The following is a 26,712-nucleotide window of genomic DNA, read 5'->3' as shown; positions in this document are numbered from 1 at the left end:
AACGGCAGCGGACGCAACGAGAAGTTGACGCAGACCGATCACGAAGACAGCGAGCGCGGGGCGTCGACGCCACCGCCACAACCAAAGAATTCCCGCCGCCTGACAAGGGTGCGAGTGGGGCCGAGGAGTGCGCCAGTCCATGGTGGAGCAGAACAACGACAACACGACCAACGACGAGAACGCCCCGAAGCGTCGGACCCGCCTGTTCGGCGGACGCCGCGCCCGGTCGTCCGGCCAGCAGGGCCAGGGGGGCGCCGTGCAGTCGCCCGCCGTCGACGAGCCCCTCGCGCTGACGGACGGGGCACCGGCAGAAGCCGTGTCCGTCGCGGTCGAGGCCGTCTCCGCGCAGAGCGCCGAGCCGGACGACGTGAGCACGCTGACCGGCGACCTGCCGGTGGTCACGGCCGAGCCGACCGAGCCCGCAGCCGACGTGGCGGAGCCGAGTGGTGCCTCCCGTCCGACCGAGACCGAGCCGACGGCCGAGGCGAGCGAACCCGCCGCCCCCGCCGAGCCGTTCGTCCCGAAGGCGACGAGCACGCTCAGCCTGATCTTCCACGCCCCCGTCCTGCCGGAGCTCCCGCGCCGTGCTGAGCGGTACGAGCGCGACGAGGACGACCGTGACGACCGCTACGACCGCTCCGAGCGCGAGGACCGGTTCGACCGCGATGACCGGTACGACACCGACGAGCGTGAGGAGCAGGGCGGATCCCGCCGGCGCTCGCGTCGTCGGGGGAGCAGCGCCGACCGCGAGGCACGTGCGCCGCGCGAGCCGCGCGACCACCAGGAGCCCCGCCGCCGCGAGCCCGAGCTCATCACCGAGCCGCAGCGCATCAAGGGCTCGACCCGACTCGAGGCGAAGAAGCAGCGCCGCCGCGACGGCCGTGACGCCGGACGCCGGCGCCAGGTCGTGAGCGAGGACGAGTTCCTCGCCCGCCGTGAGAGCGTCGACCGGCAGATGATCGTCCGCTCCAGTTCGTCGACCATCGAGATCGGCGTGCTCGAGGACGGCATCCTCGCCGAGCACTACATCACCAAGTCCGAGAACGTGTCGCTGATCGGCAACGTGTACCTCGGCAAGGTGCAGAACGTCCTGCCCTCGATGGAAGCCGCCTTCGTCGACATCGGCCGAGGCCGCAACGCCGTGCTGTACGCCGGCGAGGTCGACTGGAACTCGGTCGACACCAGCCACGGCCGTCGCATCGAGGCCGCGCTCAAGCCGGGCGACAAGGTCCTGGTGCAGGTCACGAAGGACCCCGTCGGCCACAAGGGCGCCCGTCTGACCAGCCAGGTCTCGCTGCCCGGTCGCTACCTGGTCTACGTGCCGAACGGCTCGATGAACGGGATCTCCCGCAAGCTGCCCGACACCGAGCGTGCGCGCCTGAAGAAGATCCTGAAGGAGGTCCTGCCGGAGCACGCGGGCGTCATCGTGCGCACCGCAGCCGAGGGCGCGACCGAGGAGCAGCTCACCCGCGACGTGCAGCGCCTGACCAGCCAGTGGGAGGCCATCCAGAAGAAGGTCGCCGGTGGCCAGGCCCCGGTGATGCTGCACTCGGAGCCGGACCTGCTCGTCAAGATCGTGCGTGACGTCTTCAACGAGGACTTCACGAAGCTCATCATCGACGGCGAGGCCGCGGGCGGAACCATCGACGAGTACCTGTCGGCCGTCGCGCCCGACCTGAAGGACCGCGTCGTCCGCTACGAGGGCCCGGACTCTTTCGAGGAGTACCGCCTGAACGAACAGATCGACAAGGCGCTCGACCGCAAGGTCTGGCTGCCCTCCGGCGGTTCGCTCGTCATCGACCGCACCGAGGCCATGACGGTCGTCGACGTCAACACGGGCAAGTTCGTCGGCTCCGGGGGCAACCTCGAGGAGACCGTCACGAAGAACAACCTCGAGGCCGCCGAGGAACTCGTCCGCCAGCTCCGCCTGCGCGACATCGGCGGCATCATCGTCGTCGACTTCATCGACATGGTGCTCGAGGAGAACCGCGACCTCGTGCTCCGTCGCCTGATCGAGTGCCTGAGCCGCGACCGCACGAAGCACCAGGTCGCCGAGGTCACCTCGCTCGGCCTCGTGCAGATGACCCGCAAGAAGATCGGCGTCGGTCTGCGCGAGTCGCTCGACGAGGTCAACGCCAAGGTCAACGACAACAACGCCGACCCGGGCCCGAGCAAGGGACGTCGCAAGGGGCGCAGCGGTGCCGGCAGCAACGGCGCCGGTGGCAACGGGAACGGTGGCAACGGCGGCAACGGGCACGGCAACGGCGGGGGCAACTCCGGCGGTGGCTCCGGTTCCGGTTCGTCGAACGGGCAGTCCAGCCAGGCGCACCAGATCACCGACGACGTGAAGAACGCGCTGTCGCGGATCGCTGCCTCGACGATCCCGCACGAGGAATCGCCGGCATCGCCGACCTCGGCGGAGGCACCGACCTCGGCGGACGTCCCCGCAGTGACGTCCGCGTCCGACGACTCCGGTGCGGGCGAGCAGCCCAGCGGGTCGAAGCGTCGGCGCCGTGGCGGCCGTGGTGGACGCAGCGGTGAGCAGTCGAACGCTTCCGCGACCGAGACCACTGAGTCCGCTCCCGTCGCAGTCGAGCCCGAGGTTGCAGTCGAGCCTGAGGTCGCCGTCGAACCGAAGCAGACCGAGCCGAAGCAGGCGGTCGCCGAGGCTGCTGCTGTTCCTGCTGCCGAGCCGAAGGCCAAGGCCCCGGCCCGCCGTCGGGTCAGCTCCAGCGCAACGGTGACCCCGACCGAGAACACGGTCGCGATCCTGGACATCCCGCTCGGCGCCGCCCCGAAGCGTGAGCCGCGCCAGGTCGCCCCGGACGCCGAGTCGCTGTTGGACTCCGTGCTCCAGGCGTTGCCCGAGCCGAAGCAGCCGGGTCAGGGCCGTTCGCGGTCCCGCCGGGTGTCGTCGCCGAGCATCAGTGCCCCGGCCACGACCGAGGGTGCGTCCGGCGAGGACACCGACGGCGCCGTCATCCTGGGGAACTGAGCGTGACGAACCCCGGTGACCCGCAGCAGGATCGTGGGTACTACGGTGCGGGCTGGCAGCAGCCCGCACCGCCCGGAGCCGGGGGAGCCGGTGGTTCCGCGCCGCTGTACGGTGGGCAGCCGGTGGGTGGCGGGCAACCTGGTGGGCAGCCGCCGTACGGCGTCCAGCCCGCTGCCGGGGTGCCCTACGCCCCGCCGCGACCGCCGCGTGCACCGGCCGATCCACGTCGGGCCTTCGCGCCCAGCGCCTCGGTGAACAACACCGCCGGGGCGCTCATCGCCGTGGTGTCCCTCGTGCTGGTCGAGTTCGTGTCCGGCATCGTCGGCCTCATCGGGACGTCGCTCGTCGTCAGCCCGTTCGCGCACTACGGCGCGGGTGCCAGCCTGGTCGGCAGCTTCATCGCCTCGGTGTTCCTGGCGCCGTTCCCGTTCTACGCGGGGGCGTTCCTGGCGCTGGCGTTCCTGACGCCGATCGCCCGCCGCAGCCCGCTGCCGACCGTGCTGCTCCGCGCCGTGCTCGCCGGAGCCGCCGGGACGATCGCCCTCGCGCTCGTCGGCGTCTTCACGGGCGCGTTCGGTGCGATCACCTCGGGCGGGTCCCGCCTGGTCATCGACGTCGTCACGAACCCGCTCCGCAACGGGGTGCCGTTCACGGTGATGCTCCTGGCGAGCGCGACCGCGGCGTGGCTGTGGCTCGGGCGCCCGCGACGGAACCGTGGCACCGCGCCGACGACCGGCCTGCCGGGCACGGTGCGGCCCGCCGACGCCGTCCCGCCCGCGACCGTGCAGCCGGGGCCGCAGCAGCCGCAACAGGGCCCGTACGGACAGGGTCTGGTCCAGCCGGATCCCCACGGGCAGTACGGCGGCCAGTACGGCGCACAGCCCCGTCCGGACCAGCAGCAGCCGCCGGCCGCTCCCTGGGGCGGTCCAGCGCCCCGCTGACCTCGGGTCGTCGCGCGTGCTGTCGTGGGGGCGCCCTCGGTCGTGTCGACGGTCGCTGCACGGTGCGAGGTTGACCACATCGTGCGGCCTTCGTACCTCGCACTGTGTGGCCAACCTCGCACCGTGCGTGCATGCCCGTGACGCGACCGCGGTCATGCGAGGTCATGCGCGGTGCGGCGCACGCCTGTCGCCGCACCGTGCGAGGTTCTCCGGGCGGTGCAGCGGCCGCGGCACGGTGCGAGCCTCTGGCGACGCACCGTACTGCCGACCTCGCACGCTGTGAGCAACCTCGCACGGTGTGCACGTGCTCGAGACGAGGCCGCGCACCGTGTGGCGGGACTGGCGTGGCGGGGGCGCGCCGGGCCTCCCGTCCGCACCGTGCGAGGTTCCGGACAGCGTGCGAGCCGGCGTGCCCCGCACCGAGTCCAGAACCTCGCACCATGCGTCCCGGACGCACGCGCGCGGCGCGTCAGTGGGCGCGCTTGTCGCGCTGCGCCACGCGCAGACCGCTGTGGATCAGCCGCAGCACGAGCTCCCGGCCGGACACCGCAGAGGCCCCTGCGGCGACCAGTTCGTCGTACTTCGCGAGCGGCACGTCGTAGTGGTCGTGGTCGAACGCGCGACGCGGCACACCGGCGCGTGCAGCGAACGCGTGGAGTTCCGCGTAGGATTCATCACTGACGAGGTGCGACCACAGAGTGTCGTGAGCGGGCCACGTCGGTGGGTCGATCAACACGGTCACCGTGCAATCGTACGTGTGTCGCCGTTTGACCGGACCCATGGGGATCGAGTATTCTCGATCCCTGGTGTCAGCGGGCCGTTCTGCCTGCGTCGCCGATCGGGCCCGGCCTTCCGGGAGCCGCTCGTGCAGAAGTGGGCACCCGAGACTTCCCTCAAGCAGAGTTACGTAAGGATTTCCACGTGGTTTACGCAGTAGTGCGCGCCGGCGGCCGTCAGGAAAAGGTCGAGGTCGGCACCATCCTGACCGTCGACCGTGTCAAGGCGGACGACAAGGGCAACATCGACCTCGCCCCCGTGCTCCTCGTGGACGGTGACAAGATCACGTCGGCGGCTTCCGAGCTCGTCAACGTGACCGTCACCGCCGAGGTGCTCGACGACCTGCGCGGTCCGAAGGTCATCATCCAGAAGTTCAAGAACAAGACCGGGTACAAGAAGCGCCAGGGTTTCCGCGCTGAACTGACCCGCGTCAAGATCACCAAGATCGCGTAAGGGAGTCAGCTCATGGCACACAAGAAGGGTGCGAGTTCCACTCGCAACGGTCGTGACTCGAACGCTCAGCGCCTCGGCGTGAAGCGCTTCGGTGGCGAGGTCGTCAACGCCGGCGAGATCATCATCCGCCAGCGCGGCACCCACTTCCACCCGGGCGCCAACGTCGGCCGCGGTGGCGACGACACGCTGTTCGCCCTCTCGGCCGGTTCGGTCGAGTTCGGCACCAAGGGTGGCCGCAAGGTCATCAACATCGTCAACGCGTAGTCGCGACGATCAGCTTCAGCGGGAGGGGCGGGCCGAGTGCCCGCCCCTCCTTCGCTTTTCCCGCCGACGGATCACGTCGGCACAACGCGCTGACGGATCACGTCGGCACAACGCGCTGACGGATGCCGTCGGCACAACGCGCTGACGGATCACGCCGGCGCAACGACCTTCCAGGAGTGGAACCATGGCGACCTTCGTCGACCGCGTGACCCTGCACCTCAGCGCGGGGAAGGGCGGCAACGGTTGCGTCTCGGTCCGCCGTGAGAAGTTCAAGCCCCTCGCTGGGCCCGACGGTGGCAACGGCGGTGATGGCGGCGACATCGTGCTCGTGGCCGACCCGCAGGTCACCACGCTGCTCGGCTACCACCGCTCGCCGCACCGTTCGTCCAAGAACGGGCAGCCGGGCATGGGCGACCACCGCAGCGGCGTCGGCGGCGAGGTCCAGGAGCTCCCGCTCCCGATCGGCACCGTCGTGTACGACGAGGCCGGCGAGGTCATCGCCGATCTGACCGAACCCGGCATGCGCGTCGTCGTGGCCCCCGGTGGCCAGGGCGGCCTCGGCAACGCGGCGCTCTCGACCACCAAGCGCAAGGCCCCCGGCTTCGCGCTCCTCGGCACCGAGGGCTGGGCGGGCGACATCAGCCTCGAGCTGAAGACCATCGCCGACGTCGCCCTCGTCGGCTTCCCGAGCGCCGGCAAGTCCTCGCTCATCGCAGCGATCTCGGCCGCGAAGCCGAAGATCGCCGACTACCCCTTCACCACGCTCACCCCGAACCTCGGCGTCGTCGAGTCGGGCGAGAGCCGCTTCACCGTCGCCGACGTCCCCGGGCTGATCGAGGGTGCGTCGGAGGGCAAGGGCCTCGGCCTCGAGTTCCTGCGGCACGTCGAGCGCTGCGAGGCCCTGCTGCACGTCATCGACTGCGCGACCATGGACCCGGGCCGCGACCCGATCAGCGACCTCGACGTCATCCTCGGCGAGCTCGAGCGCTACCCGGTCCCCGAGGGCCAGGTGCCGCTGCTCGAGCGTCCGCAGCTGATCGCGCTCAACAAGATCGACGTGCCGGACGCCGCGGAGCTCGCCGAGTTCGTCACCGCCGAGCTCGAGGGCCGCGGCTACCGCGTGTTCCCGATCTCCACGGCGTCGCACAAGGGGCTGCGTGAGCTGACGTTCGCGCTGGCCGAGGTCGTCGAGCAGGGTCGCGCCAAGCGCGCGGCCGAGCCCGTCGTCGAGCGCATCGTCATCCGCCCCCGTGCGGTCAACGACCAGGGCTTCACGGTCCGTGCCGAGGGCGGCGAGGAGCACCGCTTCTTCCGCGTCCGCGGCGCGAAGCCGGAGCGCTGGATCCAGCAGACCGACTTCACCAACGAAGAGGCGATCGGCTTCCTGGCCGACCGGCTCGCGAAGCTCGGTGTCGAGGACGGCCTGTTCAAGGCCGGCGCGGTCGCCGGTTCGACCGTCGTGATCGGTGGCGACGGCGGCATGGTCTTCGACTGGGAGCCGACGCTCACGTCCACCGCGGAGCTCATCACGAGCGCGCGCGGTACCGACGCCCGCATCGGTGCGACCTCGCGTCCGACCCGCAACGAACGTCGCGAGGAGTACTTCGAGCGGATGGACGCCAAGGCGGCCGCCCGTGCCGAGCTCGAGCAGGAGCGAGTGTCCGGCCTCTGGGTGAACGACGACGTCGTCACCAGCGACGACCTCGAGACCGGCGACTTCGAGACCAGCGACGTCGAGACCGGCGACTTCGAGACCAGCGACGTCGAGACCAGCGACCAGAAGGACTGACCGCGGCATGACCGACACGACCGCCCGCACCGACCTCGGACCCGTCACCCGGCGCGAGGACATCCCGCGTGCGCGGCGGATCGTGGTCAAGGTCGGCTCGTCCTCGGTCAGTGGTGACGCCGCCGGCCAGATCGGTCCGCTGGTGGACGCCCTGGCCGGCGCCTACGGCCGCGGCACCGAGGTCGTGCTCGTGTCGTCCGGTGCGATCGCGACCGGGTTCCCGTTCCTCGGGCTCGAGGGCCGTCCCGACGACCTCGCCACGCAGCAGGCCGCCGCGGCCACCGGCCAAAACGTCCTGATGTTCCGGTACCAGAAGGAGCTCGACCGGCACCGGGTCGTCGCGGCGCAGATCCTGCTGACCGCCGGCGACCTGCAGAACCCCACGCACCGGGTGAACGCGCAGCGCGCCATCGACCGGCTGCTCGCCCTGCGCGTGCTGCCGATCGTGAACGAGAACGACACGGTCGCCACGCACGAGATCCGCTTCGGCGACAACGACCGGCTCGCCGCCCTGGTGGCGCGGCTGCTCGGTGCCGACGCCCTGGTGCTGCTGTCCGACGTCGAGGCCCTGTACACGAAGCCGCCGGAGCAGCCCGGCGCCGAGCGCATCGACGCGGTACCGTTCGGCGACGAGCTCGCCGGCGTCACCTTCGGCTCCGTCGGCAAATCCGGCGTGGGGACCGGGGGCGCGGGCACCAAGGTCGCGGCAGCGCGACTCGCGGCCGAGGCGGGCACGTCGGTCCTGGTGACCGCCACGGCCCTCGTCGACCGCGCCCTGTCGGGCGACCACGTCGGCACCTGGTTCCACGCCGCGCCGCGTCCCTGACACGGGTCGGACCGCGCCCGGAGCGGTCACGACTCGCGGTCGGGACGGCGCCGACCGGTCAGAGACCGTCGGCGCGGGGTCGCGGAGCGACGGTCTGCGACCGCTCGCGTGGCGCAGGACGACGTGTCGTGACCGGTCGGCGTGGTGAACGCGACCGCCTGGAGGCCCGGCGCGGGTCCCGGGGACCGGTGCCGGGCCTCCAGGCGGTCACGACTCACCGACGGACTGCGTCGAGCGGTCGGGACCAGTCGACGGGGTCGGCGCGGAGCGACGCGGCGCGACCGCTCGGCGTTGGTGGTACGACGTGTCGTGACCGGTCGGCCGGCGAGACGCCGTCACGCCCGTCACGGGCCGACGAGCGGACCTAGAATCGGTCCATGTCGTCGATCGCGCCCGCCCCGACCCTGACCGACACGCTCGTGGCGGCCCGGACCGCCTCGTCGGCCCTGGCGACCGCGACGACGGCGGTCAAGGACGCAGCCCTCGTGGCGATCGCCGCCGGGGTCCGTGCAGCCACCGACGAGATCGTCGCCGCGAACCACGGCGACCTGGTCGCGGGCGAGGAGAGCGGCCTGTCCTCCGGCCTCGTCGACCGCCTCCGACTCGACCCCGCACGCATCGAGGCGCTGGCCACCGCGGTCGAGGACGTCGTCGGCCTGCAGGACCCGGTGGGGGAGCACCTGCGGGGCTCGCTGCTGCAGAACGGCCTGCAGCTCACCCAGGTGCGGGTGCCGTTCGGGGTCGTCGGCGCCATCTACGAGGCACGACCGAACGTCACGGTCGACATCGCCTCGCTCGCGCTGAAGTCCGGCAACGCGGTCGTGCTCCGCGGGGGTTCGGCGGCCCAGCGGACGAACGCCGTGCTCGTGGCCCGCATCCAGGACGCCGTCGAGTCCGTCGGCCTGCCGCGCGAGCTCGTGCAGACCATCGACGAGTTCGGCCGTGCCGGCGCCACCGAGCTCATGCGCGCCCGCGGCCTGGTCGACGTGCTCATCCCGCGCGGCAGCGCCTCGCTCATCCAGACCGTCGTCACCAAGTCGCAGGTCCCCGTGATCGAGACCGGCGCCGGTGTGGTGCACGTGTTCCTCGACGCGTCGGCCCCCGAGCAGCGAGCCGTCGACATCGTCCTGAACAGCAAGGTGCAGCGGCCGAGCGTCTGCAACGCCCTCGAGACGCTGCTGGTGCACGAACAGGCGGCCGAGCGGCTGCTGCCCGTGCTCGCGGACCGGCTCCGCGCCTCCGGCGTCACGCTGCGCGGCGACGACGCCACGCGGGCGATCGTGCCGGGCGTGCTGCGCGCGACCGACGAGGACTGGGCGACCGAGTCGATGGACCTCGACCTGTCGATCCGCGTCGTGCCGGACGTCGACGCCGCGATGGCGCACATCGCGCGCTGGTCCACCCACCACACCGAGTCGATCGTCACCAACGACGTCGACACGGCCGAGCGGTTCCTGGCGACGGTCGACTCCGCGGTCGTGATGGTGAACGCCTCGACGCGTTTCACCGACGGCGGGGAGTTCGGGTTCGGCGCCGAGGTGGGCATCTCGACGCAGAAGCTGCACGCGCGTGGCCCGATGGGGCTGCCGGAGCTCACGAGCACCAAGTGGATCGTGCGCGGGAACGGCCAGATCCGCGGCTAGACTGAACGGCGTCTTTCCCCGACCGAACGGAGCACCGAACGATGACCTTCCTCGCAGAAGCTGCTGAGCACGCCTCCGGGGCCCCGGCGTTCGTGTTCCCGCTCGTCGGTGCGCTGTTCTTCGTCTTCCTGGGCTTCGTCACCTGGAGCTTCCGCGACGTGGCGTACCGCCACTCGCAGAAGTTCGAGGCGACCCGCCACCACGAGACCGGTGTCGACGAGTTCGGCCACACCAAGATCTGATCTGCACGCGATGCTCGAGAGCACCGGACGACCGCGCATCGGGGTGATGGGCGGCACGTTCGACCCCATCCACCACGGTCACCTCGTCGCGGCGTCCGAGGTCGCTCGGGCGTTCGACCTGGACGAGGTCGTGTTCGTCCCCACCGGTCAGCCCTACATGAAGTCGGGCGTGACGGATGCCGAGCACCGCTACCTGATGACGGTCATCGCGACCGCGTCCAACCCGATGTTCACGGTGAGCCGCGTCGACATCGACCGCCCCGGCCCGACGTACACGGTCGACACGCTCCGCGACCTGCACGAACAGCGGCCGGACGCGCAGCTCGTCTTCATCTCGGGCGCAGACGCCGTTCAGCAGATTGTCGACTGGAAAGACCATGATGGTCTCTGGGACCTCGCGCACTTCGTCGCCGTGACGCGTCCGGGACACGACCTGAGCATCAGCGGACTCCCCGAGCGAGACGTAAGCTTGCTCGAAGTCCCCGCACTGGCCATCTCGTCGACCGACTGCCGCGACCGGGTGAGACGTGGTTCCCCCGTCTGGTACCTGGTCCCCGACGGGGTCGTCCAGTACATCTCCAAGCACCACCTGTATCGGAGCGTTGCATGAGTTCGTCCGACGCGCAGCCGCCCCTGTCGCGGCGCCAGGCGCGCGAGCGGGAGCGTGCCGCAGCAGCCGGTTCGCAGCCCGCGACGCCGCCGCCGACCGTCGCCGCCCCCGCCGAGTCGACGGACCCCCGTCCTCGGCCCGGTTCGCACGTGGCACCCGCCCCCGGCGGTCCGACCCAGTCCGCCGCCCCCGCCTCGGCGCCCTCCGTGCCGGTGTCGTCGGTCCCCGCAGCCGGGGTGTCGCCGTTCCCGCCCGCCTCGGCGACCGAGATCGTGCCCGGCAGCGGTGGCCTCACCCGCCGCCAGATCCGCCAGCAGCGCGCCGCCCAGGACCAGGCGGTCCTGCCGGTCCCGCTGCAGAACCCCACGCCGCAGTCCTCCGACCGCACCGTCGAGGACGTCCTCGGCTCGGTCGACACCATCGAGCCCGCCTCGGCGCCGCGCGCCACGGACGAGCCGTCCGGTTCCGAGACCCCCACGGTGCTCGACGAGGCAGCGGTCGCCCAGGCCACCGAGGCCGACGGTTCCCCCGACGCCCTCGAGCCGCTCGACGAAGCCGCTGCGCACGCCGAGGAGCCCCGGCGCCACCGGTCGACCTGGTCGCCGCCCGCCGACGACGGCGACGACACACCGGACGCACAGCCCGCAGCCGACTCCACGGACGAGGGCTCCGCAGGGACGCCCAGCGACCAGGCGAGCACCGGCCAGGCCAGCACCGACCAGACGGGCACCGACTCGATCGCCACGGACGCACCGGTCGACGTCGCCGCGCCCGAGCGCCCCTCGGCCACGCCGCTCCCCGGGATCCCCGACGGTGCGCCGTCGACACCGGCGGTGTTCCCGCTGTCCCTCGACCCCGAGGACGACGACACCAACGAGGTCCCGATCCCGGAGCCCGCACGGACCGAGCCCCCGAAGGTCCCCGCGTCCTTCCAGCGACCGGCCGAGCCGAAGCCGGTGACGACGGCCTTCGAGCCGCCCGTCGGGCACTGGTCGCAGCAGGCGCACGGCTCGAACGACGCCGAGGTGCACGACGACTCGACCGGCACCCGACGGATCGCGGTGACCGACACCAACGCGATCATCCTGCCGAACTCGGCCCTGGCCGACCCGACCGGAGCATTGAACGCGACGGGCGAGGTGATCCTCACGGGGTCCATCGACCTGCCCGCGTCGCTGTCCTCGACGGGGTCGCACCGACCGATCGACGGTGCCGAGGTCGACCGCCTGCTCGAGCAGCACGACGAGCAGCCGGAGACCGACGCGAGCCCGGTGCGCGCCAGCCGCGCGGTGTCCAGCCACACCTCGACCCGCCAGGTCGTCCTCGCCGCCGCGAAGCCGAAGGAGTCGCGCACGCCGCTCATCCTCGGTGTCACGGTGGGCGCGGTCGGACTGGCAGCGGCAGGTGTCATCATCACCGCCCTGCTTACCACCCACATGGGCGGCTGACCGCTGTCGTCCCTGACGTCCTGCACCACCCCGCCGCCCCTGGCCTGGCCGCTGTCGGCGGGGTGGCTTATGATCGTGACCCATCAAGCGATCCGGCTCCCTGCCGGGTCGACGACCGGAAGGAATCCGTGACCGCCTCCACTCGCGCACTGGAACTCGTGCAGGCCGCCGCTCTCGCGGCGGACGCCAAGCAGGCCGAGGACCTCGTCGCGCTCGATGTGACCGGGCCGTTGCAGCTCACGGACGTGTTCCTGCTCGCAACCGGTCGGAACGAGCGCAACGTGCAGTCCATCGCCGATGCGGTCGAGGAGCGCCTCCTCGAGCTCGGTGCCAAGACCCTCCGTCGTGAAGGCCGGAGCGAGGGCCGCTGGGTCCTCATCGACGTCGGCGACATCGTGGTGCACGTCTTCCACGACGAGGACCGTCAGTACTACTCGCTCGAGCGGCTCTGGGCAGACTGCCCGACCATCCCGCTCGAGCTCCCGGTGGACCACACCGCCTGATCAGCGACGCGCCCGGGTGACGGCTTCGATTTCGTTGCCCGGCGTTCGCATGGTGTACGCTTCTATGGTGCCTCCGGGGAACCGGTCGGCACAGAAGCAACACAATCTGGGTCTGTGGCGCAGCTGGTAGCGCACCTGCATGGCATGCAGGGGGTCAGGGGTTCGAGTCCCCTCAGATCCACCAACAACCCCCGTCGTTCCCCGGAACGGCGGGGGTTTTCTCGTGGTGCGGGTGGCCACGCGTGCCCGATACGCTGAGCGCATGAGCAACGATGCGCCGCTGTCCGGAACCCCGCTGACGATCTCCGCCGCCGGGTACACGGCCGACATCGCCACGGTCGGTGCGACGCTGCGGACCCTGCAGTACGAGGGTCGCGACCTGATCGTGCCGTTCGCCGCCGACGAGGTCCGACCGGCGTTCCGCGGTGCCGTCCTCGCTCCGTGGCCGAACCGCGTCGTCGACGGCGAGTACTCGTTCGGTGGCGTCGACCACGAGCTCGCGCTCTCCGAACCGGCACGGCACCACGCCCTGCACGGACTGGTCGCCTGGACCGACTTCCGGGTCGAGGCGCAGGAGTCCGACCGCGTGGTGCTCGCCACCACCGTGCAGGCCCAGGCGGGCTACCCGTACCGTGTCGAGGTCCTGGTCGAGTACCGGTTGGACGACGCCGGCCTGCACACGACGATCACCGGCACGAACTCCGGCGCGGACGACGCCCCGTGGGGGACCGGCCCGCACCCGTACCTGGTCGCCGGCGACGGCACGGTGGACGACTGGACGCTCACCCTGCCCGCGGCCGAGGTGCTCGAGGTCACGCCGGACCGGCTGATCCCGACCGACCTGGTCCCCGTGCACGACGAGTTCGACCTGCGCACCGCCACACGCATCGGCGACCGGTTCATCGACCACGCCTTCACGGGCTTCGACCGCGACGCCGACGGGGTCGCGGCCATCGCCCTGACCGCGACGGACGGCCGGGGTGTCCGCGCGGCCTTCGGTCCGGAATGCCCGTGGGTGCAGGTGCACACGGCCGACCACGTGGTCCCCGAGTACCACCGCGCCGGGTTGGCGGTCGAGCCGATGACGTGCGCCCCCGACGCCTTCAACGACGGTGCCGACCGCGGTCTCGTGGTGCTCGCCCCCGGTGCGTCCCACGCCGCCGCATGGACGATCTCGGCGATCTGACCGGTCCGTCGGCCGGCGTCCGCATCGAGGTCCGTCGGCTCGATCCGGTCCCCGACCTCGTCGCGCTGGCCGCCGCGGTCGACGGTGACCTGGTGTGGCTCGACTCCGCGCTGCCGGACGGTGCACCGGACCGAGCCCGGCCGCGTGCCCGCTGGTCCGTGCTGGCGTGGACGGACGGGCCGTTCCGGGCCCGGTTCCGTCACCAGGACCGGCGGGCGTCCGTCGAGGTCGCCGCGCCCGCTGCCGGCTGGTTCGGTCGGTCCTCCACCGACGACCGTCCCGCCTTCGCCGTGCTGGCGGAGTTGCTGGACCGAACGCCGCAGCTACCCGAGCCGATCGCCGGCTGCGGCTTCGCGCTCGGCTGGATGGGGTTCCTCGGGTACGAGCTCGGTCGCGAGTCCGGCGGCCCGGACCGGACCGCCGACGGTCACGCCGACGCCGACCTGCGGTTCGTGGACCGCGCCGTGGTCGTCGACCACACCGGCGGTGCCTGGGCGCTGACGCTCGTCGCCGACGCGGAACCGGCGGCCAGTGCGCAGAACCGGGTGTGGCTCGAGACGGTGACCGGGGCGCCGTCGCGGGCCGACGTGGCGGACGCGGCCACGGGCCTCCCGGCCGGGGTGTCGTCAGCGGTCGGACGCGTGTCGCGTGTCGACCACGAACGCGCGGTCGACGCGTGCCGCGCCGAGATCCGCGAGGGGAACGCGTTCCAGGTCTGCCTCACCACTTCCTTCTCCGTGCCGGACGGGGACCGGGAGGCCCGGGTCGGCCCCGGCGCGGACCCGCACCTGGACGACCCGCACCTGTCCGACTACTTGCGGATGCGGGCGTCGGACCCCGTCCCGTTCGGTGCGTACCTGCGGCTCGGCTCGCTGCGCGTGGCGAGCCGGTCGCCGGAACGGTTCCTGCGGATCGACGCGGACGGGAGCGTGCTCGCCGAGCCGATCAAGGGCACGCGGCGCCGCCTCGCCGACGCTGCCGCCGACGCGGCCGTGCGGGTCGAACTCGCGCTGAGCGCCAAGGACCGTGCCGAGAACGTGATGATCGTCGACCTGCTGCGGAACGACCTGATGCGGACGGCGACCCCCGGGTCGGTGCACGTCGATCGGCTGTGCGCGATCGAGACGTACGCGAGCGTGCACCAGATGGTGTCCACGATCGGTGCCGTGCTGCCGTCGGGGACGTCGCCGGCGGACGTGGTGCGGGCGGCGTTCCCGCCGGGGTCGATGACCGGTGCGCCGAAGATCAGCGCGATGGCGATCGCCGACCGGCTCGAGGGTGCGCCGCGCGGGGTGTACTCGGGGGCGATCGGGTACTTCGCGGCGAGCGGGGCGGTCGACCTGTCGGTGGTGATCCGGACACTGGTGACGGTGGTGGACGCCTCGGGCCGGGTCCGGTCGCGGACGCTCGGGGCCGGGGGAGCGGTGACGTGGTCGTCGGTGGCGGCGGACGAGGCGGACGAGGTCGTGACGAAGACACGGTCGGTGCTGGGTGCGGTCGGGGCGACGGCGACGTGGTGAGCTGACCGAACACGCGTTCGACCCGATTGTCCACGGATGTCGGACGCGATTGACATCATCGAACACATGTTCGAATATGAGGGCATGCAGACGGCGTCGGCACTCCGGTCGCCCGGCCCGGACCGGGTCGGGCGGGGCGGTGCTGCACGCGGGGGTGCGGGTGCGGCGCGCGGGAACGGCGCGGGTACTGCGCGCGGGGGCGGCGCCGACCACCTCGGCGACGCTCGGGCGGCGCTCGATCGCATCACGTCCCTGCGGTCCCGGGTCACCGACATGGAGTCCACCCGCGTCGACACCGCTGGGCTCCCGACCGCCTCTGCTCTCGAACCGCTGCTGCCCGGCGGGGCGATCCGGGTCGGCGGCACCTACGCCGTCCCCGAGTCGGTGCTGCTCGCGATCACCATGCTGCAGGCGGCCTCGGCGGCCGGTGCGTGGTGTGCGGTCATCGGGGTGCCCTCCTTCGGGATCGAGGCGGCCGCCGCCGCGGGCATCGACCTCGAGCGGCTCGTGCTCGTCCCCGACCCGGGCGACCAGTGGCTCGCGGTGACCGCGGCGATGGCCGACGTCGCCCAGATCGTGCTCACCCGGCCGCTCGGCCGGGTGGTCCCGGGTGACGTCGCCCGGCTGTCTGCACGGCTCCGGCAACGCGGCGGTGCCCTCGTCGCGCTCGGGTCCTGGCCCGGTGCCGATGTCACGTTGCGGATCACGTCGTCGGTGTGGAGCGGCATCGGACAGGGCCACGGGCACCTGACCGAGCGTCGCGCCACCGTGACGGCGACCGGTCGCGCGGGTGCGGTGCGCCCCACGAGCGCCGAACTGCTCCTGCCCGCGGCCGACGGCACGGTCCGGGCAGCCACCCCGGTGCCGAAGGTGGGCTCCGGCGACACCCGGGTGCTGCGGCCCGTCGCGGTGGCGTCGTGATCGCCGCGGTGCTGCGGCCCGTGGCGGTGGCGTCGTGATCGCCGTGGTGCTGCTGTGCGTGGCGGTGGCGTCGTGATCGTGCCGGGGCGTGTCCGGGCCGACGCGATCGCCCGCGGCGGGGCGCTGCCCGAGCCGCCACCGACCCGGACCATCGTGCTCTGGTGCCCGGACTGGCCGGTGATCGCGGCGGCCCGCGCGGCCGGTGCGCCGCCGGATCAGCCCTTCGCCGTGGTCGCGAAGGGCCTGGTGTTCGCGAGCTCCGCGTCCGCACGGCAGCACGGCGTCGTCCGGGGCCTCCGGGTGCGCGAGGCACAGGCGCGCTGTCCGGAGCTCGTCGTCCAGCCCTACGACGACGCGCTCGACCACCGTGCGTTCGAACCCGTCATCCGCGCGGTCGAGGCGGCCGTCCCCGGGGTCGAGGTACTCCGTCCCGGCACCCTCGCCCTGCGTGCCCGGGGGCCGGCGCGGTACTACGGCGGCGAGCGGGCGGCAGCGGCGACCCTGGCGGGGATCGCGGCCGACCACGGTGCCCCGGCGGTGCGGGCCGGCGTGGCGGACACCCCGTTCGCAGCGGAGCAGGCAGCACGGGCCCGGCCGGTGCGTCCCGGCGAACGGGTGCGGATCGTGCCGGTCTCCGGCTCGTCGGACTTCCTGGCGGCCCTGCCCCTCGATGTGCTCGGCGACCCTGAGCTCGCGACCGTGCTCGACCGGCTCGGCATCACCACGCTGGGCGCGTTCGCGTCGCTCAGCGACGAGCAGGTCCGCGACCGGTTCGGGGTCGCCGGGGCGTTCCTGCACCGGCTGGCGGGCGGACGCGACCCGCGGGAGATCTCGGCGCGCGCGATCCCGCCCGAGCTCCGGATCGAGGCCGCCTTCGAGCCCCCGCTCGACCGTGCCGACCAGATCGCGTTCGCGTTCCGGCGCTCCGCCGACGACTTCGCCGCACGCCTCCGTGCCGCGGGGTTGGTCGCGACCACCATCCGGGTGGGGATCGTCGACGAGCGGGACATCCTGCTCGAACGCACGTGGGCACACCCCCGCTGGTTCGACGCCGCCGACGTCGTCGACCGGGTGCGGTGGCAGCTCGCCGGCGGGGTCGACCCGACCGGGCTCGAGGCCCCGGTCACCTCGGTCGTGCTCGAGCCGGTCGCCGTCGACGACATGGCGAACCACGAACGCGGACTCTGGGGCTCCGGGCCGGACGAGCGCGTGCACCACGGGCTGGCCCGGATCCAGGGCATGGTCGGGCACGACGGGGTGGTGAGCCCGCGAGTCGGCGGTGGACGGACCCTGTCCGAGCGGGTGGTGCTCGTGCCGTGGGGCGACGCCCCGCCCGGCGGCGAGCGTGCCCTGGCCACCGTGCGCGACCGACCGTGGCCCGGCAAACTGCCCGGGCCGCCGCCCGCCACCGTCCTCGAGCGTCCCCGACCGGTCGACGTGGTCTCCGGCGACGGCGCGAGTGTCGACGTCGACGACCGCGGTGTGTTGTCCGGCGCGCCCGAACGCTTCCGCGCCGAGGGGGACCGGGGCGGCGGGTTCGCACCCGTCACCGCCTGGGCCGGCCCCTGGCCGCTCGTCGTGCGGTGGTGGGAGTCGGGCGGTCGACGACTGCACCGACTGCAGCTCGTCGACGCCGAGGGTCGTGCCTGGTACCTGGTGCTGGCGGACCACCGGTGGTGGGCGGAGGCGATCGCCACGTGAACCGATCCAGGAGCAGGACCTGATGGGCTACAGCAACCCACCCGTGCCGTGGTCGCAGTTCGAACGCGCCCTGTCGGACAAGCGCAGTCCGGGGACGGCGAAGGCCGGCGACGGCGGGGACAGCCCGGCGTGGTCGCGGAAGCGCGAGCGCTACGTGCCGACGGCCCTGGACACCGACGGCGCTCCGGTCGTGCCGTACGCCGAGCTGCACGCGCACTCGGCCTTCAGCTTCCTCGACGGAGCCAGCCAGCCCGAGCAGCTGTTCGAGGAAGCCGCACGGCTGCGCCTGCACGCCCTCGCGCTCACCGACCACGACGGCTTCTACGGTGCCGCCCGGATGGCCGAGGTCGCCGAAGCGTACCCGCAGGTCGGCACCGTCTACGGCACCGAGCTCTCGCTGGGTCTGACCGAGCCGCAGAACGGCGTCCCCGATCCGCAGGGCTCCCACCTGCTCCTGCTCGCCGACGGGCAGGACGGCTACCACCGGCTCGCGGGCGCGGTGACGAGTGCGCACCTCGCGGCCGGGTCCGAGAAGGGCAGCCCGCGGTACGACCTCGACGAGCTCGCGGGTCGGGCCGACGGACACTGGCGGGTGCTCACCGGGTGCCGGAAGGGCACCGTCCGGCAGGCGCTCGAGCAGGGCGGGGAGTCCGCGGCGGAGACCGCGCTGCGCGTGCTGCTCGACCGCTTCGGCGGCGGCAACGTCGTGGTGGAGCTCCTCGACCACGGCGACCCGCTCGACAGTGCGCGGAACGACGTGCTCGCGACCCTCGCCGAGCGGTACACGCTGCCCCTGGTCGCGACCGGCAACGTCCACTACGCCACACCGGACCGGTTCCCGGTGGCGACGGCGCTGGCCGCGGTCCGGGCCCGGCGCAGCCTCGACGAGATCGACGGGTGGCTGCCGGCCGCCGACACCGCGCACCTGCGCTCCGGCGCCGAGATGACCCGGCGGTTCGGGCGGTACCCGGGGGCGATCGAGAACACCGTCACGCTGGCCGACGAACTCGGGTTCCGGCTGCGCACGGTCAAGCCCGGGCTGCCCGACCTCGACGTGCCGGACGGTCACACCGCGATGTCCTGGTTGCGGGAGCTCACCTGGACGGGTGCACGTCGGCTCTACCCCGGTAGCGCCGACGGCGTGGACCCGCAGAAGCGCGAGCGCATCGAACGCGAGCTCGCGGTGATCGAGGACAAGAACTTCCCCGGCTACTTCCTGATCGTGCGCGACATGGTGCAGTACGCCCGCGGCCGGGGGATCCTCTGCCAGGGGCGGGGCTCCGCCGCGAACTCCGCGGTCTGCTACCTGCTCGAGATCACCGCGGTGGACTCGATCCGCTACGGCCTGCCGTTCGAGCGGTTCCTGTCGGCGATGCGCGACGAAGAACCCGACATCGACGTCGACTTCGACTCGGACCGCCGCGAAGAGGTGATCCAGTACGTCTACGAGAAGTACGGCCGGTACAACGCCGCCCAGGTCGCGAACGTCATCACGTACCGCCCGAAGGGTGCCGTCCGCGACATGGCGAAGGCCCTCGGCCACAGCCCGGGGCAGCAGGACGCCTGGTCGAAGCAGGTCGAACGGTGGGGCTCGGTGACCGAGAGCCAGGACCACGACATCCCGCCGGCGGTCGTCGGGCTGGCGAGCGACGTCCTGGGCTTCCCGCGTCACCTCGGCATCCACTCGGGCGGCATGGTGCTCACCGACCGGCCGGTGGGCGAGGTCGTGCCGATCGAACACGCGCGGATGGACGGCCGCACCGTGCTGCAGTGGGACAAGGACGACTGCGCCTTCATGGGACTCGTGAAGTTCGACATGCTCGGCCTCGGCATGCTCGCGGCGCTGCAGTACTCGTTCGACCTGGCGGCGGAGCACTGCGGGGAACGCTGGGAGATGCACTCCATGCCGAAGGAGGAACAGGGCGTCTACGACCAGCTCTGCCGAGCCGACACCATCGGGGTGTTCCAGGTGGAGTCCCGTGCGCAGATGGGCACCCTGCCCCGGCTGCTCCCACGGCGGTTCTACGACCTGGTGATCGAGGTCGCCCTCGTCCGCCCCGGCCCGATCCAGGGCGGTGCCGTGCACCCCTACATCCGGCGTCGGACCGGCGAGGAGCCGATCACGTACATCCACCCGTCGCTCGAACCGGTGCTCGAACGCACCCTCGGGGTGCCGCTGTTCCAGGAGCAGCTCATGCAGATGGCGATCGCGGTCGGCAACTGCTCGGGCGACGACGCCGACCTGCTGCGGCGGGCGATGGGATCGAAGCGCGGCCACGAGAAGATCGACCGGCTGCGCGACAAGCTCTACGCGGGCATGTCGGACAACGGCATCCACGGCGAGGACGCCGACGCGATCTACGCCAAGATCCAGGCGTTCGCGAACTTCGGCTTCGCGGAGAGCCACTCGATCAGCTTCGCCCTGATCGTCTACGCGAGCGCCTGGATGCGCCTGCACTACCCGGGGGCGTTCCTGGCCGCGCTGCTCCGGGCACAGCCGATGGGGTTCTACTCACCGCAGACCCTGGTCGCCGACGCCCGTCGGCACGGCGTCCAGGTGCTCCGACCGGACATCCTGCGCTCGGGTGTCGACGCCACGCTCGAACCGCTCGGCGACGACCAGGTGGTGCCCTCGTGCGGTGACGACGCCTGCCTGCGCACGGAGCAGCCGCCGGTGCTGCCCTTCGACAAGGCACTGCCCGACGACACCGCACGGCACCGCCGCGACGGCGCCTTCGCGGTCCGGCTCGGACTCGCCGAGGTCGCCTCGCTCAGCCGGAAGAGCGCCGAGAAGATCGTCGCCGAGCGTGACGCGAACGGTCCCTTCGCCGACATGTCCGACCTGGCCCGCCGGGTGGGGCTGACGACGGCGCAGCTCGAGGCGCTCGCCGCCGCCGACGCCTTCGCCCCGTTCGACATCGACCGCCGCGGGGCGATGTGGTCGGCGGCCCAGGCCGCTGCGGAGCACGCCGACCAGCTGCCGGACACGCAGGTCGTCGTCCAGCCGCCGCTGTTCGGGCAGATGACGAGCGGTGACGTCCTGATCGCCGACATGTGGTCGACGGGCATGACGACCGACGACCACCCCGTCCGGCACGTGCGCGACCGGCTCGCCGCCCGCCGGGTGCTCAGCGTGCAGGACACCGCGACGGCCGAGACCGGGCGGCGGGTCGAGATCGGCGGGATCGTCACGCACCGGCAACGTCCGGCGACGGCGTCGGGGATCACGTTCATGAACGTCGAGGACGAGACCGGGCTGGTCAACGTCATCTGCAGTGTCGGGGTGTGGGGGCGCTACCGCCGGGTCGCCCGGGAATCCCCGGCGGTGATCGTCCGGGGCATCCTCGAGCGGTCACCCGACGGCGTGGTCAACCTGGTGGCGGACCGGATCGAGCACCTGTCGCTGTCCGTGCGTACGCGCTCGCGGGACTTCCAGTGAGCGGTCGCGGGCGAGGGGCGCGGAACGGGCGCGCGGCTACTCGACCTCGGGCAGTCGCACCGTGACCTCGAGTCCGCCGGAGCGCACGTTCCGCAGCGACGCCGTCCCGCCGGCGCGCTCGGCCACCGCACGGACGATCGCGAGACCCAGCCCGGATCCACCCGGCAGGGCGTTCGCACCGGTGGCCGGATCGGGGTTCGGGCGCGACTTCCGGGCCTCGTCCGGTCGGGTGAACCGGTCGAACGCGACCGGGATGAACGACTCGGGGACGCCGGGGCCGTCGTCGGTGACCTGCAGGACGCCCTCGCCCCCGGTGCTGCGCCAGGAGACGAAGATGCCGCCGCCGCGGGGGAGCGCCGACACCGCGTTGCCCGCGATGTTCGTGACGAGCTGCGCCATGCCGCCGGTGTCGAGCCGGTAGCGGGGTTCGTGGGTCCCACCGCCGATGCCCGGCCCGGAGCCACCGACGGCCACCGGTGCCTCGAGGTCGAAGTCGACGGTGACGTCCTTGGCCGACGCGATGAGCCGGACCCGGTCGACGGCCGCCATGACCTCGTCACCGAGGTCGGACCAGCCGGTCTCCGGGCGCTGGTCGCCGTCCTGTTCCCGCCGTTCGGACTCCTCGATCCGGGACAGTGCGAGCAGGTCGTTCGCCAGCCGGGACAGCCGGGCGACGCTGTGCTTGGCGCGCTCGATGTGGGCGGCCAGGGCAGCGGCGTCGTCGCCGTCGAGCGACGCCAGGTCGAGCTGCGTGGTCAGGATGGCGAGCGGTGTGCGGAGCTCGTGGCTGGCGTCGGACACCATCTGCCGCTCCCGCTCGGTGGCCTGGCGCGTGCGGGCGAGGAAGGCGTTGAGGGTCGTGGCGAGGGACGCGAGTTCGTCCTGCGCGGGGCCGACGGGCAACTCGGCCCGTTCGGGCGCGACGGACAGCCGCTCGGCCTCACGGCGCATCCGGTTGACAGGGCGGAGCGCCGCGGTCGCCAGGACCCAGGAAGCGATGCCGAAGGCGAGCAGGATCGCGACGCCGGTGAGCGACAGGGTCGAGGTGAGGTCATCGACCACGATCGCCTCGGCCTGCGAGTTCCGGGCGGCGACGACCGTCCACCGGCCGGCCTGGTTCACGGGGTGTTCGACGACCACGCGGTACTCGGACCCGGACACCCGGATGATCGAGGTGCCGGCCGCCGTGGAGGTCAGGCTGCCGAGGGCGCTCTCCACCCGGGTGGGCATCGTCGAGAGCACGATGTCGCCGGACGGTGAGACCACGGCGACGAGCTGCGCGTTGCCCGGCGGGGACAGGTCGGGGTCGCTGTCCACCTCGAGCGTGGCGACGTACGGGTCGGCGTCGGCGTCCAGCAGGGTCCGGGTCGCGCTCGCGACGACGCTGACCACCTGGAACCGCATCACCAGCACCAGCAGCACGATCACGACCGCGGCGATCGCCGTCGAACCGATCGTGATCCGTGCCCGCAGGGACAGCAGGCGCAGGGGGCGGACCAGACCGCGTCGTGGGCGGTCCGGCCCCGGGCGAGCGGAGGCCCCGCTCACGCCCCGAGCAGATCCAGGCGGTACCCGCGGCCGCGGACGGTCGCGATCGCGACGGTGGCCTCGTGGGCGACGAGCTTCTTGCGGAGGTACGAGATGTACTGCTCGACGACGTTCGGGTCGACGTGCTGCGAACCGTCCCAGACCTCTTCGAGGATCTTCGGCCGGTCGACCACGCTGCCGGCGGAGCGCGCCAGCAGGCGGAGCAGCGCGAACTCGGTCGGGCTGACGGCGACGCGCTGCCCCTTGATCGAGATGCGACGGGCCTCGGAGTCGATCGAGACGTCGCCGACCTCGATCGTGCGTGGTGCCCCGGCGGACTCGCGGCGACCGAGGGCGCGGAGCCTGGCGGTGAGCTCGGCGAACGCGAACGGCTTGGTGAGGTAGTCGTCCGCACCAGCGTCGAGGCCGAACACGCGGTCGTCCACGGCGTCGCGCGCGGTGACGAGCAGGATCCGCACGGGGTCCTCGCGTTCGCGGATCCGTCGTGCGAGCTCGAATCCGGACATGCCGGGCATCATCACGTCCACGACGGCCAGGTCGAACGCCTGCTCGCCGAGGGCGATGAGTGCCTCGACCCCGTTCTCCACCGCCGTCACGCGGTACCCCTCGGCAGCGAGACCGCGCTCCATCAGGGCACGCATCTCGTCGTCGTCCTCGACCACCAACAGCCGCATAGTGGACCTCCTCGGACCCATCGTGGCATCGAACGGGCGTCGAGGGTCGATGCCCGGGCCGAACTCACTGAATCTCGTCACAGGAGCGGGTACCGTGGCTGCCAGAGCACCGGGCAGAACGGTCTGTCCCGCGTTCTAGGGACATGAGGACTTCTTGCTTCATTGGTAGGATCACCCGGCGGACAGCGCTTACCCGAAGGGCGGTCCGTTGCAGCAGGGGGCACCATGAACGACCCGATCGACCACGCGTCCGTCGACCACCCGTCCGTCGACCATCCGTCCGTCGACCACCCGGCCATCGTCCGTCTCCGCGCGGAGCTCGATGCCGCGTGGAAGGGCATCGGCGCACTCGGCCAGATGGAGGGCGTCCGCCGCGACCGCGTGGTCGCCGAACTGCGGACGGCCGTCCCCGACGTCGCGAGCCGCGCGGCGCGCGAGGTCGGCTCCGAGGCCGCCGTCGCGGAGATCAGCCGGTTCGCCGACGTGGGCGTGCCCGGCGCCGACCCCGCCGTGCCGGCCGCGGTGATCTGGGACGACGTCGTGCAGACGGCGGCCGAAGCCGCACGCGCCACGCGCTGACCAGCACTGGCACGCCGCGCCCGACCGGCGTCAGTCGTCCTCGCCGAGCAGCTCCTCGCGCACGCGCCGGACGTCCTCGAGCAGAGCGCCGATGAGCACCCAGTGCCGTGAGTTCGGTCGCACGATCTCCATCGGTGCCGTCAGCGCGGGTTCGGCGGTCGACACCTCGGCATCGTGCCCACCGGCACCCGCAGCGATCGACGGGTCCAGCCGCGTCGACTCGACCCGGGCGCTCAGAGCGCGGACGTCCGCGCCGATCCGGGCCACCTCGGTCGCGATGCCGCCGACCACCGGGTCGGCGCGCAGGTCCGGTGCGGTGTTGTCGTGGATCGCCCGGGTCATGCCGGTGACGCGCGTGACCAGGACGCGCAGGTGCTCGGTGATGGCGACGTCGCGGTCGAGGATCGTGCGGTGCCGTCCACCTCGTGGGTTCATCGTCAGGGACTCGCGGGCCGCGTTCAGCGATGCCTCGGTCTTCGCGTGCTGCTGCCGGAGCGCACGGGCCCGCACCAGGGCGTCCTGCCAGCGGTCGCGGTCCCACCCCTCGGTCAGGCCGATCGCGACCCGTTCGAACGCCACGGCGGTGTCGCGGGCGAGTCGGGCGACGGCGAGGTGCGCGGGCTCGAGCAGGACCGGCGGGATGATCAGGGCGTTCACGACGAGGGCGACGACCGCACCGATCACGGTCTCGAGGATCCGGTCGGCCGAGTAGTTCGGCGTGACGACCCCCGCGGTGAGCACGAGCATCCCGCTGATGCTGACCTGGGTGGCCGAGGTCGGGGTCAGCCGGAGCACCCAGGCGATGAGGATGGCGAGCACGACCACGAGCAGGACGACCCACACCGAGTCGCCGAGCAGCAGGTGGAACCCGGTGGCGAGCAGCACGCCGAGCACGACCCCTGCGCTCCGCTCGAGGCCCTTGACGAACGACTGGTTGATGCTCGGCTGCACGACGAGCAGCGCAGCGATCGCGGCGAAGGTCGGGAACGGACCCTGGATCAGCAGCCGACACAGCAGCACCGCCGCGACGACCGCGACCGCGGTCTTCACGACCTGCAGGAACGGCGTGCGACTGGAGCTGCGGAGACGCGCGACCGGGTTCACCTCGACCACGCTAGCCACCGCCCGCACGCCGAGCCGTGCACGAACGCGACGAAAACGTCCGGACACGGTTGACTGATGTCGTGTGGCCCAACCATGAGCGCGTCATCCCGCAGGCCTTCGCCGGCTCCGGGACCTCCGTCGTGGCCGCACGGGCGCACTCCGTCGAGCCCTCGGGCAACGGCTACCTGTACGGCTACGAGGTCGACACGGTCGACCGGAACGGCCAGCGCGCCACCGTCCTGACGTACGTCGACACCGGCGGCGCGCACGACCAGAACAGTGCGATCGTCACCGATCCCGCGACCGGCGAACCCGTCTCGGTGTGGGCGTACCCGAACGACCCGGGTCTTCCGGTGCTGCCGCAGGTGACCTACCGCGACGCGGTCGCCGAGCTCCTGACGACGCTCGGCATGCCCGTCACCGACCCGGTGCTCACGGTGGCCGCGTACCGACCGGGCAAGCGTGCGGTGGTGCGGGTGGACGCCCCCGAACGCACCCTGTTCCTGAAGATCGTCCGTCCGCACCGGGTCGCGCCGATCGTGGAGTCGCACGAGCAGTTCGTGACGGCGGGCCTGCCGGTGCCCCGAGTGCTGTCCAGCCGCGGCGACGGGCTCCTCGTGCTCGAGCGGATCCGCGGCGTGCCGGCCGGCAGTCGCATCCTCGACATCGCCGACGACCCGCGGTTCGTCGCGTCCCTGGCCGCCCTGAGCGGTCGGGTCGCGACCGTCCCGATGACCCAGCAGGCCCGCGCCGACGCGATGGACCACGCCGACTGGCACCGCCGTACGCTCATCGCCGCGTTGCCGCAGGACGCCGACGAGATCGACCGCCTGTACGACGCCATCGGCCGCCGGTCGATCGGTTGGACGAGTGCCGCGAAGCAGGTCGTGCACGGCGACCTGCACCTCGAGCAGGTGTTCGTCGACGAGGACGAGCCCTGGCGCATCTCCGGACTCCTGGACATCGACACCGCCGGCTGGGGCTTCCCGGTCCGCGACATCGGGGCGGTCGTCGCGCACCTGGTCGTCACCGGCCTCTGGCACCGATCGCGCGGAGACGCCGACCGCGGAGCCGCGGCCGAGCGCCTCGCCGACGCGATCGCCCGCGACTGGGTCGCCCGCAACCCGCGCGAGGCCGACCGCATCGGGCCCGCCATCGGCGCCCAGCTGCTGGCCCACGCCGGCGGCCAGGCGACCACCGGCTCCGCGAACGGCATCCAGACGGCCGAGCAGCTCCTCGCGGCGACGCGGGCTGCGTTGGCCGAGGCATCTCCGGTCCCGCCGGCGGCCGGTCTGGTCCGCCCGCGGTCCGCGCCCCGCGTCTGACGGGGTTCCACGGCACGCCACGCGCCGAGCGCCCAGGTTCCACGACATGCCGCGCGCGGTGCGCCGAGGTTCCACGGACGGCTCCGAGGCGGCGCGAGGTGCCAATATTTCGGAACCCCGGGCGCGGCGGTGCATGCGACCCGTGGCGGTCGGGAGGCGCGTGGCGGGCCCGCCCCGGGCCTCCCGGTCGGCCGTCGCGAACGTTCCAGATCCCGTGGGACGCG

Annotated in this window: 22 protein-coding genes and 1 tRNA gene; 19 read left to right on the top strand and 4 right to left on the bottom strand. The window is 72.4% G+C overall.

All coding sequences use genetic code 11. From position 1 onward, the window contains the following. Positions 1-139: 139 nt before the first annotated feature. Positions 140-2,995, top strand: coding sequence for an Rne/Rng family ribonuclease (locus ABH929_RS12475; RefSeq protein WP_404561463.1), 2,856 nt, complete (start codon positions 140-142; stop codon positions 2,993-2,995). A 2-nt stretch (positions 2,996-2,997) separates the two neighbouring features. Beyond that, on the top strand, positions 2,998-3,936 hold the full coding sequence (locus tag ABH929_RS12470; protein WP_404561462.1) for a hypothetical protein: 939 nt from the start codon (positions 2,998-3,000) through the stop codon (positions 3,934-3,936). A gap of 469 nt (positions 3,937-4,405) precedes the next feature. Here ABH929_RS12470 and ABH929_RS12465 read toward each other — a convergent pair whose 3' ends face one another. After that, positions 4,406-4,678 carry a DUF4031 domain-containing protein gene (locus ABH929_RS12465; protein WP_111084535.1) on the bottom strand — a complete coding sequence of 91 codons (273 nt, stop codon included), beginning with the start codon at positions 4,676-4,678 and terminating at the stop codon, positions 4,406-4,408. A 179-nt stretch (positions 4,679-4,857) separates the two neighbouring features. Here ABH929_RS12465 and rplU point away from each other — a divergent pair, with 179 nt between their 5' ends. The 15 genes from rplU to ABH929_RS12390 all read left to right on the top strand — a co-directional run bounded on the left by rplU (position 4,858) and on the right by ABH929_RS12390 (position 21,258). Further along, the gene (gene rplU, locus ABH929_RS12460; protein ID WP_111084536.1) at positions 4,858-5,166 is read left to right on the top strand and encodes a 50S ribosomal protein L21; all 309 of its coding nucleotides are present in this window, start codon (positions 4,858-4,860) and stop codon (positions 5,164-5,166) included. 12 nt (positions 5,167-5,178) lie between these two features. Then, complete coding sequence (gene rpmA / locus ABH929_RS12455; protein ID WP_071257351.1) at positions 5,179-5,430, top strand: 50S ribosomal protein L27; 252 nt, start codon at positions 5,179-5,181, stop codon at positions 5,428-5,430. A 184-nt stretch (positions 5,431-5,614) separates the two neighbouring features. Continuing rightward, positions 5,615-7,219 carry a GTPase ObgE gene (gene obgE / locus ABH929_RS12450; RefSeq protein WP_404561461.1) on the top strand — a complete coding sequence of 535 codons (1,605 nt, stop codon included), beginning with the start codon at positions 5,615-5,617 and terminating at the stop codon, positions 7,217-7,219. Between the two features lie 7 nt (positions 7,220-7,226). Beyond that, entirely contained in the window at positions 7,227-8,045 is an 819-nt protein-coding gene (gene proB, locus ABH929_RS12445; RefSeq protein WP_404561460.1) for a glutamate 5-kinase, read from the top strand. Positions 8,046-8,422: 377 nt separating this feature from the next. Then, on the top strand, positions 8,423-9,688 hold the full coding sequence (locus tag ABH929_RS12440; protein WP_404561459.1) for a glutamate-5-semialdehyde dehydrogenase: 1,266 nt from the start codon (positions 8,423-8,425) through the stop codon (positions 9,686-9,688). Positions 9,689-9,729: 41 nt separating this feature from the next. Then, on the top strand, positions 9,730-9,930 hold the full coding sequence (locus tag ABH929_RS12435) for a hypothetical protein (protein ID WP_111084539.1): 201 nt from the start codon (positions 9,730-9,732) through the stop codon (positions 9,928-9,930). Positions 9,931-9,940: 10 nt separating this feature from the next. Beyond that, the gene (gene nadD / locus ABH929_RS12430) at positions 9,941-10,540 is read left to right on the top strand and encodes a nicotinate-nucleotide adenylyltransferase (RefSeq protein WP_111084540.1); all 600 of its coding nucleotides are present in this window, start codon (positions 9,941-9,943) and stop codon (positions 10,538-10,540) included. Next, positions 10,537-11,988 (top strand): hypothetical protein, encoded by a 1,452-nt coding sequence (locus ABH929_RS12425; protein ID WP_404561458.1) that lies wholly within the window; start codon positions 10,537-10,539, stop codon positions 11,986-11,988. The genes nadD and ABH929_RS12425 overlap by 4 nt, the downstream gene beginning before the upstream one ends. 128 nt (positions 11,989-12,116) lie before the next feature. Continuing rightward, positions 12,117-12,491 carry a ribosome silencing factor gene (gene rsfS / locus ABH929_RS12420; protein ID WP_111084542.1) on the top strand — a complete coding sequence of 125 codons (375 nt, stop codon included), beginning with the start codon at positions 12,117-12,119 and terminating at the stop codon, positions 12,489-12,491. Positions 12,492-12,599: 108 nt separating this feature from the next. Then, positions 12,600-12,675: transfer RNA gene (locus tag ABH929_RS12415), tRNA-Ala, on the top strand. Positions 12,676-12,753: 78 nt separating this feature from the next. Continuing rightward, positions 12,754-13,677 carry an aldose 1-epimerase family protein gene (locus ABH929_RS12410; RefSeq protein WP_404561457.1) on the top strand — a complete coding sequence of 308 codons (924 nt, stop codon included), beginning with the start codon at positions 12,754-12,756 and terminating at the stop codon, positions 13,675-13,677. Beyond that, positions 13,656-15,197 carry an anthranilate synthase component I family protein gene (locus ABH929_RS12405; RefSeq protein WP_404561456.1) on the top strand — a complete coding sequence of 514 codons (1,542 nt, stop codon included), beginning with the start codon at positions 13,656-13,658 and terminating at the stop codon, positions 15,195-15,197. Before ABH929_RS12410 ends, ABH929_RS12405 begins: the two co-directional genes overlap by 22 nt. 66 nt (positions 15,198-15,263) lie before the next feature. After that, entirely contained in the window at positions 15,264-16,118 is an 855-nt protein-coding gene (locus tag ABH929_RS12400) for a hypothetical protein (RefSeq protein ID WP_404561455.1), read from the top strand. Between the two features lie 72 nt (positions 16,119-16,190). Beyond that, on the top strand, positions 16,191-17,819 hold the full coding sequence (locus ABH929_RS12395) for a DNA polymerase Y family protein (protein WP_404561556.1): 1,629 nt from the start codon (positions 16,191-16,193) through the stop codon (positions 17,817-17,819). A 22-nt stretch (positions 17,820-17,841) separates the two neighbouring features. After that, positions 17,842-21,258, top strand: coding sequence for an error-prone DNA polymerase (locus ABH929_RS12390; protein ID WP_263090496.1), 3,417 nt, complete (start codon positions 17,842-17,844; stop codon positions 21,256-21,258). 36 nt (positions 21,259-21,294) lie between these two features. Here ABH929_RS12390 and ABH929_RS12385 read toward each other — a convergent pair whose 3' ends face one another. Next, positions 21,295-22,806, bottom strand: coding sequence for a cell wall metabolism sensor histidine kinase WalK (locus ABH929_RS12385; protein WP_263090495.1), 1,512 nt, complete (start codon positions 22,804-22,806; stop codon positions 21,295-21,297). Next, positions 22,803-23,480, bottom strand: a complete 678-nt coding sequence (locus ABH929_RS12380; protein WP_111084549.1) for a response regulator transcription factor — start codon at positions 23,478-23,480, stop codon at positions 22,803-22,805. Before ABH929_RS12380 ends, ABH929_RS12385 begins: the two co-directional genes overlap by 4 nt. 225 nt (positions 23,481-23,705) lie before the next feature. On the opposite strand from ABH929_RS12380, the gene ABH929_RS12375 reads away from it, so the two are divergent. Next, entirely contained in the window at positions 23,706-24,059 is a 354-nt protein-coding gene (locus ABH929_RS12375; protein WP_263090492.1) for a hypothetical protein, read from the top strand. Positions 24,060-24,089: 30 nt separating this feature from the next. On the opposite strand, the gene ABH929_RS12370 is transcribed toward ABH929_RS12375, so the two are convergent. Beyond that, positions 24,090-25,163: an aromatic acid exporter family protein gene (locus ABH929_RS12370; protein ID WP_263090490.1), complete on the bottom strand. Its 1,074-nt coding sequence runs from the start codon at positions 25,161-25,163 to the stop codon at positions 24,090-24,092. A gap of 80 nt (positions 25,164-25,243) precedes the next feature. On the opposite strand from ABH929_RS12370, the gene ABH929_RS12365 reads away from it, so the two are divergent. Beyond that, the gene (locus ABH929_RS12365) at positions 25,244-26,488 is read left to right on the top strand and encodes a phosphotransferase (RefSeq protein ID WP_404561454.1); all 1,245 of its coding nucleotides are present in this window, start codon (positions 25,244-25,246) and stop codon (positions 26,486-26,488) included. Positions 26,489-26,712: the final 224 nt, after the last annotated feature.

Origin of the sequence: Curtobacterium sp. AB7 (assembly GCF_044909335.1) — a bacterium.
Classification (GTDB): domain Bacteria; phylum Actinomycetota; class Actinomycetes; order Actinomycetales; family Microbacteriaceae; genus Curtobacterium.
The sequence above is the reverse complement of the archived record's forward strand: the minus strand, read 5'-3'. Positions and strand labels throughout refer to the sequence as shown.